A 12412-nucleotide genomic window follows, 5' to 3' on the forward strand; every position below is an offset into this window, starting at 1 on the left:
GCATACATGAACAGAAAAAACATATTAAAAGGATTGATTCTTAGTCTAGGAATCTTGACTTTACAGTCGTGTGATAAAGACTTTAACAATTTAGGAAACGGCGTTATTGGTGAACCTAATTTCGATATAGAAACCTACACGGTTTCTGACCTAATTACATATAACCAATCAACGGGTGAAAATGCACCTAATGGCGTTGAATCAAGTAATTTATCAGAAATTAATCTAGGAGTTTACAACAATCCTGTTTTTGGAACTACGTCAACAAGCTTTGTTACTGCTCTTAAATTCGTGGACCTTCCGACTGAGTTTGGAAAAAACATCAAGTTAGACTCTGTTTATATATACATTCCTTATTTTAGTGAAATAGAGAAATATGACGACGATTCTAAACCCGTATATAAGCTAAAAAATAGTTACGGAAACGGTACCTTCGACTTAAAAATTCATCAAAATGGTTATTACCTTTATGAACCAAATGTCGGAGGAAGCAATGACTCAAAACATTTCTACTCTAACGACAAACAACTAATTGAGAATGTGAAAAACAGTTTTGTTTTAAACAATTCTCAAAATAAAACTCAGAATTCAAACTTTACAGTTAGCAATAATGAAATTGTTATTTACAAAAGAGACAAGGACGGAAACATCATACAAGAAGGCGATGGCGACAATAAAAAAGACGCTGTTTTAGAACGATTGACCCCAGGATTGTTTACTGAATTAGACAAAGATTATTTTCAACGATTAATTTTTGACAATATAAATCAAATCGACGAAGTAAATTCATTTAGAAATTACTTTCGAGGCCTGTACTTTAGTGTTACACCGAATGGGAATCAGGGCACCCAAGTCAAACTAGATATGTCTAAGGCAAAACTTGTGATTCGTTATTCTCAAGACAAAACTGACAAAGAAGGAAAAACAAGCAGAGAACACAAAGTAATAGAATACGGTATGGACGCTAGCGTTCCAAAAATCAGTTTCTTTGACGATAATTTCAACGCTTCTTATGTTCAAGCCCTAAGCGCTGCGGATAAAACAAATGGTGATGAAAAGTTGTTTTTAAAAGGTGGTAATGGTTCATTTGGAGTAATAAATTTATTTAACCAAAACAACCAAGAAGAGCTTAAGAAATTGAAGGAAGAAGAGCTGATGATAAACGAAGCTATTCTAACTATTTATATCGATGCTGCTACAATGAATTCTAACGAATATGAGCCAGAACGCTTATATCTTTACAATTTAGACGAACAAAAAGTACTTATAGATTACGCCTCAGACTCTCAATCATCTAATAATGCTTCCATTTTCAAATCCACATTCGGTGGTTTCATTGAAAAAGGAAAAGATGAGAACAACAAAAAAGGTATTCGCTACCGCTTTAAAGTAACTGAACATATCCGTCGTCTTATTAAACAAGATGGAAATTATAGCCCTAAACTAGCCTTGATCTCAGCAAAAGATTATGATAATGATGGAATAGTCACAACCTATAAAAAACTAAAAACTGAAATAAGCAATCAGCCAACAGCTGTAAAAGCAATTCCAGCTCTAGAGGTTGAATCCCCATTAGGAACTGTTATTTATGGAAGTAATACATCTGATGAGAAAAAGAAGATGAGATTAGATATTTTTTACACTAAATCCAAAAACTAAATTACTATGTGTGGAATCGTTGGATATATTGGTCATAGACAGGCTTACCCAGTAATCATTAAAGGTCTAACTAGATTAGAATACAGAGGCTATGACAGTGCCGGACTTGCAATCTTTGACGGTGAAAAAATAAATCTATGCAAAACAAAAGGCAAGGTTTCTGATCTGGAAAAAAAATGTGATAATACATTAAAAGGGACTATAGGAATAGGTCATACTCGTTGGGCAACACATGGTGTTCCAAACGATGTTAACTCTCATCCTCACTACTCTAATTCTGGAGAATTAGTTATTATTCATAATGGAATTATTGAAAACTACGATTCTTTAAAGCAGGAATTGATTTCTAGAGGCTACACTTTTCATTCAGACACTGACACTGAAGTCTTGGTAAATCTTATAGAGGAAATACAAAAAACTCAAGAATTAAAATTAGGTAAAGCAGTTCAAGTTGCATTAAACCAAGTTGTAGGTGCATATGCTATAGCTGTTATGGATATTAAGAAACCTAACGAAATTATTGCAGCTCGTTTAGGTAGCCCTTTAGCTATAGGCATTGGTGAAAACGAATATTTTATCACTTCAGACGCATCCCCTTTTATTGAGTATACAAATAATGCAATCTATTTAGAGGATGAAGAAATGGCAATTATTCGCCTTCATAAACCTTTAAAGATAAGAAAAATAAAAGATGACTCTCTAGTCACTCCAGACATACAACAACTTCAGCTTAATCTTGAACAAATAGAGAAAGGTGGCTATGATCACTTTATGCTCAAAGAAATTCACGAACAACCTGATGTAATAACAGATACTTTTAGAGGAAGATTACTTCCTGAACAAGGCATCATCCGAATGGCTGGTATTGAAGACAATCTTGAGAAATTTCTTAAAGCTGACAAAATTACTATTGCCGCTTGTGGAACCTCTTGGCACGCAGCTTTAGTTGCGGAATACATAATTGAAGAATTTGCAAGAATTCCAGTCGAAGTTGAATATGCTTCTGAATTCAGATATCGCAATCCAATTATAAGCGAAAATGATATTTTAATTGCAATTTCCCAATCTGGAGAAACCGCCGACACATTAGCTGCTATTAAGTTAGCTAAAGAAAGAGGTGCATTCGTATTCGGAGTATGTAACGTGGTTGGTTCATCAATTGCTAGAGAAACACATGCAGGAGCATATACACATGCAGGTCCTGAAATAGGAGTTGCTTCCACCAAGGCATTCACTACACAAATCACAGTACTTACTCTAATTGCACTTAGACTTGCAAAAGCCAAAGGTACTTTAAGTAATTCTGATTACCAGATGTATCTGAATGAAATGGGAACCATTCCTGCTAAAGTAGAAGAAGCATTAAAACAAAATGAGGAAGTTCTGAAAATAGCTCAAGTTTATAAAGATGCACCAAACTGCCTGTATCTAGGTAGAGGATATAACTATCCCGTTGCATTAGAAGGAGCATTAAAACTTAAAGAGATTTCATATATTCATGCAGAAGGTTATCCAGCTGCAGAGATGAAACACGGTCCTATCGCATTAATCGATGAACATATGCCAGTAGTGGTTGTAGCTCAGAACCAAAATCATTACGACAAAATTGTTAGTAACGTACAAGAGATTAAAGCTCGTAATGGGAAAATAATCGCAGTTGTTACTAAAGGTGATACACAAGTAAGAGATTTGGCAGACCACGTAATTGAGGTACCTTCAATTTCCGAGGCGCTTTCTCCAATCATAACTACTATTCCATTACAATTACTTTCATACCATATTGCAGTATTGAGAAATTGTAATGTTGACCAACCAAGAAACTTGGCGAAATCAGTGACAGTGGAATAAAATAAAAAGCGATATTTTTTTAAGTATCGCTTTTCTTATATAAAAATAAAATTTGAAAGATTTTAATTTTCAGATAAAAAAACTATCTTTGCACTCTGAAAAATTAGCTTTTTTCATTAAACGTAAATAGCTGTTAAATAAATACATAAGCAATGTCTAAAGTTACAGGAAAAGTTGCACAAGTTATCGGTCCGGTAGTTGACGTAGTTTTCAACACCGAAAACACCGACCTTCCAAAGATTTATGATTCATTAGAAATCACTAAAAAAGATGGTACTAAATTAGTATTAGAAGTCCAATCTCACGTTGGAGAAGATACTGTACGTACTATTTCAATGGACTCAACCGATGGTTTGAGCAGAGGATTTGAAGTAGTTGCTACTGGATCACCAATCCAAATGCCAATCGGAAAAGAAGTATTCGGACGTTTGTTTAATGTTATTGGAGACGCTATTGACGGTCTTGGAAACCTTCCTAAAGATGGTGCTAATGGCCTACCGATCCACAGAGATGCTCCAAAATTTGAAGACCTATCAACTTCTTCTGAAGTTTTGTTTACAGGTATCAAAGTTATCGACTTAATTGAGCCTTATGCAAAAGGAGGAAAAATTGGTTTATTTGGAGGTGCTGGAGTTGGAAAAACAGTATTGATTCAAGAATTAATTAATAATATCGCAAAAGGACACGGTGGACTTTCAGTTTTCGCAGGTGTTGGAGAGCGTACACGTGAAGGAAATGACTTATTACGTGAGATGTTAGAGTCTGGAATTATCCGTTACGGTGATGACTTTATGCATTCTATGGAAAATGGTGGATGGGATTTATCTAAGGTTGACAAACCAGGAATGATGGATTCAAAAGCTACTTTCGTATTTGGACAAATGAACGAACCTCCAGGAGCACGTGCACGTGTTGCTTTATCTGGTCTTTCAATTGCTGAATATTTCCGTGATGGTGCTGGTGATGACCAAGGTAAAGACGTTCTTTTCTTCGTTGACAACATTTTCCGTTTCACACAAGCAGGTTCTGAAGTATCAGCCCTTTTAGGTCGTATGCCTTCTGCAGTGGGTTACCAACCTACTCTAGCAACTGAAATGGGAGCTATGCAAGAACGTATTACTTCTACTAAAAAAGGTTCTATTACATCTGTACAGGCGGTTTACGTTCCTGCGGATGACTTAACTGACCCTGCACCAGCTACAACTTTTGCTCACTTAGATGCTACAACGGTACTTTCTCGTAAAATTGCTGAGTTAGGTATTTATCCTGCAGTTGATCCATTGGACTCGACTTCAAGAATCCTTACTCCAGATATTTTAGGAGACGAACATTATGCTTGTGCTCAAAGAGTAAAAGAAATTTTACAGAAATACAAAGAATTACAAGATATTATCGCGATTCTAGGTATGGAAGAACTTTCTGAAGAAGATAAATTATCTGTATCAAGAGCTCGTCGCGTACAACGTTTCTTATCTCAACCTTTCCACGTTGCTGAACAGTTTACTGGTCTAAAAGGTGTATTAGTTGATATTAAAGATACTATCAAAGGATTTAACATGATTATGGATGGTGAATTAGACCATTTACCAGAAGCTGCATTTAACTTGAAAGGTACAATCGAAGAAGCGATTGCTGCTGGAGAGAAAATGCTTGCAGAAGTTTAATCATTAAAAGTCTCTATATATGAAACTAGAAATTGTATCACCAGAAGCTACATTATTCTCAGGAGAAGTTACCATGGTAACAGTTCCTGGTATTGATGGAGAGTTTCAAATTCTAAACAATCACGCTTCTATTGTTTCAATTTTGACAAAAGGAAGCATTAAAGTTGTTGCAGATAATATCCATATTGCAAAAGAAAGTTTATCTAAATTTGAAAAGATAAATGATACTACTTATCATTTACCAATTCAAACAGGTACTCTAGAAATGAACGATAACAAGATTATCATTTTAGCAAACTAAACGTTTCTAATCTAAATACAAAAAAGGCTATTTCTTCATTGAAATAGCCTTTTCTTATTAATCTTAAATACTAAAAATGTAAAAAAACTAGCAAGAGATTTTATCCACGCGAGTAGCATGACGTCCTCCTTCAAATACCGTTTCTAAAAAAACCTCTACCATAGATACAGCTTGTTCTATAGATGTGAAACGAGCAGGAATACTAATAATATTAGCATTATTATGAAGGCGTGATAATTCCGCAATCTCTTTTGTCCAACATAAAGCACAACGAACACCTTGATGTTTATTGGCTGACATGGCAATACCATTCCCACTTCCACAAATCACTATTCCATATTCTGAAATCTTGTTCTCTATGTCCAACGCCACCTTGTGACCAAAATCTGGATAATCTACTGAATCAAATGAATCAGTACCATAATTGACTACTTGGTGCCCTTTTGATTCTAAATACGCTACTATCGCCTTTTTATAAGCTGGACCAGCATGGTCATTTCCGATTGAAATTTTCATATATGTTGTGTTGTAAAATAGTTTTCAAAGTTATAACAAACCCAGAAACATTAAAAATATTTATTTTAAGTTTCGGCATACAATTCACGACACGATATCTCAAAAAACTAAAAATATTAAAATTGGCAATATATTTGTAATGAATAGCACACCTACTCTATTACAACTCTTAATTTACAAAAGATAATTCGTAACCTAATCTTAAAATTAAATTCAAATTAAATTTAGCTTAGAATACAGATTGGAAAGAAACGATGTCGTACTTTTATATAAGATTCAGAATTCTTACTTCAAGAATCTACAAACAACAATAAAATTAGCAAAATGCGCAGAAAAATAAAGAAAAATAAAGACCAAGACTATAGAGCAAAAATCCTCAAAGTCTTGACGAAGTCACCAAACAAAACATTCAACTATAAACAGATAGCTGCACAGCTAGAAGTTACTGATACACAAGGGCGCAACGAAATAATCAAAGAGCTCAAAATGCTTCATTCACAAAACAAAATTGTAGAAATTGAAGTAGGCAAGTTTCAGATAATACCTCAAATAGATTATTACCAGGGCTACATAGATATGACAAGTCGAAAAACGGCATATTTCGTATGTCCTGAGCTTGAAGAAGACGCCTTTATACCAACCAATAACCTTAACAAAGCGTTAGATGGCGATACAGTGAAAGTATATTTATACAACAGAAGAAAAGGCAAGAAACCAGAAGGAGAAGTCGTAGAAATAATTGAGAGAAAAAGAACAGAATTTGTTGGTGTAATAGAAATACAAAAGAATTTTGCATTTGTTACCACTGCTAACCCGAAAATGTACACAGATATTTTCATACCAAAAAACAAAGTTGGAGATGCTGTTGATGGTGATGTTGTATTGGCAAAAATTGAAGATTGGCCAGAAAAAGCAGACAGTCCATTTGGTTCTATAATAAAAATTCTTGGAAAACAAGGTGAACACAATACTGAAATGCACGCAATCTTAGCGGAATATGGCTTACCAACCGAATTCCCAATAGAAGTTGAAGCTTATGCACAAAAACTAAATACCGATATTCAAGAAGATGAAGTGGCAAAGCGTAGAGATTTACGTGATGTACTAACATTCACTATCGATCCTAGAGACGCAAAAGATTTTGATGATGCATTATCTTATAGAAAACTAGAAAATGGCAACCACGAAATTGGTGTTCACATCGCTGATGTATCTCATTATGTTCAGGAAGGAACCATACTTGACTCTGAAGCATACCAGAGAGCAACTTCTATTTATTTAGTAGACAGAGTTGTTCCTATGCTCCCAGAAGTTCTTTCTAATTTTGCTTGTTCTTTAAGACCAAACGAAGACAAATATACATTCTCTGCAATATTTGAAATTAACCCTAAAGCCGAAATTGTAAACAATTGGTTCGGTAGAACTGTTACCCACTCCAACCTCAGAATGGCATATGAAGAGGCTCAATACATCATAGAGACTCAAGAAAAAATAATTCCAGAAACCATCTCTATAGACGATACCCTTAGAACAATTCCAGACGAAGTTGCAAATGCCGTTTTAGAAATGAATTCTTTAGCAAAAACACTTCGTCAAAAACGAATGAATAACGGGGCAATTTCATTCGACAAGGTAGAAGTGAAGTTTCATTTAGACGAAAATGACGAACCAACAGGTGTCTACTTTAAACAATCTAAAGAAGCTAATCATCTTATAGAAGAATTCATGTTACTTGCCAACAGAAAAGTATCGGAATTTATCGGTAAACAGAAAAAAACATTTTTATACAGAGTTCACGATGAACCAGATGAAGACAAATTAATAAACCTACAAGGAATTATTTCAAAATTTGGATACTCAATTAATTTTAAGTCTAAAAATGACCTTTCTCAATCATTGAATCAATTATTGAATGATGTAAATGGTAAAAAAGAACAAAATTTAGTAGACACTCTAACCATACGAAGTATGAGTAAAGCCAGTTATTCTACAGAAAACATAGGACACTACGGTTTAGCATTTGATTATTACTCACATTTCACATCACCTATACGTCGATATCCAGACATAATGGCTCATAGACTTCTTCAACATTATTTAGATCATGGAAAATCTGTAAATGAAGAAGAATTAGAAGTAAAATGTCTTCACTGTTCTCAAATGGAAGTATTAGCAACTAGCGCAGAACGCGATAGTATTAAATACATGCAAGTGAAATTTATGCAAGACCACAAAGGACAAGAATTTGCTGGTGTAATTTCAGGCGTAACTGAATGGGGAATATTTGTTGAAATTATAGAGAACAAATGCGAAGGATTAGTCCGTATTAGAGACATAAAAGAAGACTATTATCTTTTTGATGAAAAGCAATACGCTTTAGTTGGAGAAGTTACCAAAAACGTCCTACAACTTGGAGACGAAGTAATCGTAACGGTAAAAAATGCCGACTTAGTTAAGAAACAATTAGATTTTAATTTCATTAAACAAAATAAATAACAGTATGAAAAAATTATTTTTACTTTTCGGTTTTCTAATACTTCAAACTAGCTATTCACAAACAACCAAGGATGTTGGTACATTTACATCTATAGCCGTATTCGATAAGATAACCGCTACCCTGATTCCTTCTTCCGAACATAAAGTAGAATTGTCAGGAAAAGGAAGTGATGATGTGGAACTTATTAATAAGAACGGCTTTTTAAAAATTAAAATGAACCTAAAAAACACTCTTCAGGGAGATGATGTAAAAGCAATAGTATACTATACAACTTTAGACGAAATCATTGCCGATGAAGGGTCCTTCGTAAAGGCAGAAAAAACAATAAAAAACACAGCTCTAAAAATAAATGTCAAAAAAGGAGGTCGTCTTTCAGCAAACATTGAATCAGATAGAGTTTCTGTAAAAGGCAATACAGGCGGTATTAGCACCCTAAAAGGAAAGGCTATCTTCCAAGATATTGTTTCGAATTCAGGGGCTGAAATCAACCACAAAGACCTACAGACAAAGCAAACAGATGTAACTGTTAACGCAGGTGGTTTTGCCGAAGTAAAAGCAAGCGATCTTGTAGATGCAAAAACTAGAGCTGGTGGAGCTATTAAAGTTTTTGGAGAACCTAAAGAATTAAGAGAAAAAAACATTGCAGGAGGTACGGTAACAATTGTAAAATAGTAAAAAAGAACTATTTTTAGCAGAATAATAGTTAACTTGCAACACCTTAAACTAGAATGCCAATAATTATTGGCATTCTTTTTAATTAACAACCCATGATGGATGATTTAATTACAGGTATTTCTTTAGGCTTTTTCTTAAGCTTCATGATAGGTCCTGTGTTTTTTATTCTTATCGAAACTAGTATTACCAAAGGAATAAGAGCCGCCATATCGTTCGATCTAGGTGTTGTTATCGCAGATGCGGTTTTCTTCGCAGTAGCCTTTTTTAGTAGTTTTCGTCTTATTAATGGTATTAAGGATGAACCAGCTTTATTTATTTTTGGGGGCATATTAATGATTACTTATGGAGTAATATCTTTTATTAAACTTAAAAAAGTTGAGATTCACACACTTCAACTAAACGCTCCAAACCTAAAAAGAGAATATTTAAATTTATTTGCGAAAGGATTTCTTCTAAATTTTATAAATGTTGGGGTATTAGGATTCTGGCTTGCCATTATAATCACCCTAGGACCACAGATGGACATGGATCCAAAAAGAATGTTTCTATTCTTTGGTTTCACAATCACCGCTTACTTTATTACTGACATATTCAAAATACTTCTTGCTAAGCAATTAAGAAGGAAACTTACTTCAAAAAACATTCTTAAAGTCAAAAAAGTGAGTAGTATACTCCTAATTATATTTGGGCTGGTTATTATGCTAAGAGGGGTTTTTCCTTCAAATGAAAATGGAATAGAAAATCGTTTTTTTCAGAAAAATGATAGTTCATTAAATCACAATGCAGGTCCATCCAACGAAGAGCATTCATTAAACCCGTAAGATTGCCTTAAGTCCGTATCCACCTGCTTTTTTTACCCTTTTATATCCTAATTTTTTCAAGGCTACACATAGCTCTATAACTCACCTCATAGTACCCTACCATATTAAACTATTTCGTTCTAATAAAACGAGTTAAGTTTTTCTCTTGTTTTATAACAGTACTTATTCCTATCACTATTGTTTATTCACATGAGATAAGTACAAAAAAAAAGCACCTACATTTCTGTAAGTGCTTCTATTGCTCCCCCTCTTGGGCTCGAACCAAGGACCCTCTGATTAACAGTCAGATGCTCTAACCAACTGAGCTAAGGAGGAAGGTTTAGTACCTTTATTGCGGTGGCAAATATATAACTATATTTCTACTTCACAAATAAAAATGAAAAAAATCACTCTTCTCCTTTTAAAAAAGGTAACCCTAATTTATAACGTGTTGCTATTAAGCGCAAAAGAAAAACAAATACAGCCGTAATAATTTGAACTATTGACTCTGCAACTCCTAGATAATATAAACTACAATACAAAAGACTACCAAGCATACAAGCTACAGCATACCATTCCTGCTTAAATATAGCAGGAATCTCATTAATCATAATATCCCTTATAATTCCTCCAACAACCCCTGTAATGGTCCCCATTATGGCTACAACCCATACTGGATACCCAAAAGCCAATGCTTTCTCTGACCCAACGACCACAAACAGCCCAAGGCCTATACTATCGAACCAAAAGAAAGTACTATTTAGCTTTACCAAAGCTTTTCTAAAAATCACTACAAAACCTAAAGCAAGTATAGTACACCAAGCATAAACACTATTCAGCATCCAAAATGGTGTAACATTCAGTAATAAATCCCTCAACGTCCCACCTCCAGTAGCCGTGACAAATCCAACTACAAATGCCCCAAACCAATCCAGCTTTTTTGCAGAAGCTAATCGAATACCACTAATAGCGAATGCAAAGGTTCCTAAAAATTCTATTATGTCTACAAATTTAATTGTACCCCAAAAATTTAGTATCAACCCCATCTCAAAGAGGCTTTAATATTTTTCAACAAGTATTTCATGCTTTTATTTTATGACAACTGTTTTTTTATTTACAAATGCTAACAATCCTTCATCTGACATTTCTCTTCCGTAACCTGAATTCTTTATACCCCCAAAAGGAACACTAGGATCTGAGACGACCATTTCATTTATAAATAAAGCTCCTTCGTCAAAAGATGCTATTTTAGATTTAATAAAATTTACATCCTTACTAAAAATAGACACTCCTAATCCAAAGTTAGATCCATTACTCAAAGCAACCGCTTTATCAAAATCGTCAAATCCCATTATTACAGCTAAAGGTCCAAACGTCTCTTCCTTAAAAACCGGCATATCAACATTAATATTAGTTAATACAGTTGGCTCAAAGAAAGCACCATCCCGTTTTCCCCCATGAACCAGTGTAGCACCCATATTTATAGAATCTCTCATTTGTTTCTCAAGCCCCTCTGCTAAGTCTTCTCGAGCCATAGACCCGAAGCTCGTCGACTCGTTCATTGCATCACCAAACTTAAATGTTTTCAATTCTTTTACAAACTTTTTAATAAATTGATCCTTTAGCTTATTATGTATTATAAAACGTTTAGCTGCTATACAACTTTGACCTGCATTTTGCATACGCGCACGCACTGCCACCGGGACTACCTCATCTAAAATCGCATCTTCACAAACTATAAAAGCATTACTTCCCCCCAATTCCAACAATACAGGCTTTAACCATTTTCCGGCTATACTCGCTACAGATTTTCCAGCGGCTTCACTCCCCGTTAACGAAACTCCTTTTACCACAGGATTTGCTATAACATTTTCTACTTGCTCACTTCCTATAGGTAAATTGAAATAGACTTGTTGATTTCCTACTATTCTAAAAAGCTCTTCCAATGCTACAGCCGCATTAGGTACATTTGATGCATGTTTCACCAAAACCGTATTCCCTGCAAGCAATGTAGGAATAGCAAAACGAAAAACCTGCCAGAACGGATAATTCCAAGGCATTACACCCAATATCACTCCTAAAGGTTCATTAGTTAAATATACCTCAGACCATCCTGTTTTAATAGTACGTCCCTTCAATATTCGTTTAGACTCTTCAATATAGTAATTACAGAGTTTCGCACATTTCTCTACTTCTGCCAAGGATTGACTAATAGGTTTATGCATATCTTTTGTAATAGAAGTAGCATATTTAAACTTCTGCTCTATAAGTTGATTTCTTATTAATTTCACAACAGCTATGCGAGAATCGAGATCTGTATTTTTCCATATTTCATAATCTCTTGCCGCTACCTCAAGGGTATTGTCTAAGTCAAAGTGCATATCAAACTATTTTTAATAAAGTTACAAAAATAGAATACCTCTTCTAAGAATTAACAATTTAAAATTACTTT

Annotated in this window: 10 protein-coding genes and 1 tRNA gene; 7 read left to right on the forward strand and 4 right to left on the reverse strand. The window is 34.4% G+C overall.

What is annotated here, in order from left to right:
• The first annotated feature begins 6 nt into the window (after window positions 1–6).
• From BM024_RS11180 to BM024_RS11195, 4 genes are all read left to right on the forward strand, one after another.
• Window positions 7–1659 carry a BamH family beta-barrel-assembly machinery protein gene (locus BM024_RS11180; RefSeq protein ID WP_090680231.1) on the forward strand — a complete coding sequence of 551 codons (1653 nt, stop codon included), beginning with the start codon at window positions 7–9 and terminating at the stop codon, window positions 1657–1659.
• A 6-nt stretch (window positions 1660–1665) separates the two neighbouring features.
• On the forward strand, window positions 1666–3507 hold the full coding sequence (glmS, locus tag BM024_RS11185) for a glutamine--fructose-6-phosphate transaminase (isomerizing) (RefSeq protein WP_090680233.1): 1842 nt from the start codon (window positions 1666–1668) through the stop codon (window positions 3505–3507).
• 152 nt (window positions 3508–3659) lie between these two features.
• Window positions 3660–5171 carry a F0F1 ATP synthase subunit beta gene (gene atpD / locus BM024_RS11190; protein WP_090680235.1) on the forward strand — a complete coding sequence of 504 codons (1512 nt, stop codon included), beginning with the start codon at window positions 3660–3662 and terminating at the stop codon, window positions 5169–5171.
• A 19-nt stretch (window positions 5172–5190) separates the two neighbouring features.
• Entirely contained in the window at window positions 5191–5472 is a 282-nt protein-coding gene (locus BM024_RS11195; protein ID WP_090680237.1) for a F0F1 ATP synthase subunit delta/epsilon, read from the forward strand.
• Between the two features lie 87 nt (window positions 5473–5559).
• Here BM024_RS11195 and rpiB read toward each other — a convergent pair whose 3' ends face one another.
• The gene (rpiB, locus tag BM024_RS11200) at window positions 5560–5988 is read right to left on the reverse strand and encodes a ribose 5-phosphate isomerase B (RefSeq protein ID WP_090680239.1); all 429 of its coding nucleotides are present in this window, start codon (window positions 5986–5988) and stop codon (window positions 5560–5562) included.
• A 324-nt stretch (window positions 5989–6312) separates the two neighbouring features.
• Here rpiB and rnr point away from each other — a divergent pair, with 324 nt between their 5' ends.
• From rnr to BM024_RS11215, 3 genes are all read left to right on the forward strand, one after another.
• A complete protein-coding gene (rnr, locus tag BM024_RS11205) occupies window positions 6313–8484 on the forward strand; it encodes a ribonuclease R (protein ID WP_090680242.1) in 2172 nt (723 codons plus the stop codon).
• A 4-nt stretch (window positions 8485–8488) separates the two neighbouring features.
• A complete protein-coding gene (locus BM024_RS11210) occupies window positions 8489–9157 on the forward strand; it encodes a head GIN domain-containing protein (protein WP_090680245.1) in 669 nt (222 codons plus the stop codon).
• 95 nt (window positions 9158–9252) lie between these two features.
• Window positions 9253–9981, forward strand: a complete 729-nt coding sequence (locus BM024_RS11215) for a LysE family translocator (RefSeq protein ID WP_090680248.1) — start codon at window positions 9253–9255, stop codon at window positions 9979–9981.
• Window positions 9982–10222: 241 nt separating this feature from the next.
• Here the strand turns inward: BM024_RS11215 and BM024_RS11220 are convergent.
• The 3 genes from BM024_RS11220 to BM024_RS11230 all read right to left on the reverse strand — a co-directional run bounded on the left by BM024_RS11220 (window position 10223) and on the right by BM024_RS11230 (window position 12341).
• Window positions 10223–10296: transfer RNA gene (locus tag BM024_RS11220), tRNA-Asn, on the reverse strand.
• Window positions 10297–10367: 71 nt separating this feature from the next.
• A complete protein-coding gene (locus tag BM024_RS11225; RefSeq protein ID WP_090680251.1) occupies window positions 10368–11006 on the reverse strand; it encodes a trimeric intracellular cation channel family protein in 639 nt (212 codons plus the stop codon).
• 42 nt (window positions 11007–11048) lie between these two features.
• Window positions 11049–12341, reverse strand: coding sequence for an NAD-dependent succinate-semialdehyde dehydrogenase (locus BM024_RS11230; protein ID WP_090680253.1), 1293 nt, complete (start codon window positions 12339–12341; stop codon window positions 11049–11051).
• Between the last annotated feature and the right edge of the window lie 71 nt (window positions 12342–12412).

This window comes from Myroides guanonis (assembly GCF_900114085.1).
In the GTDB taxonomy this organism is placed as follows: domain Bacteria; phylum Bacteroidota; class Bacteroidia; order Flavobacteriales; family Flavobacteriaceae; genus Flavobacterium; species Flavobacterium guanonis.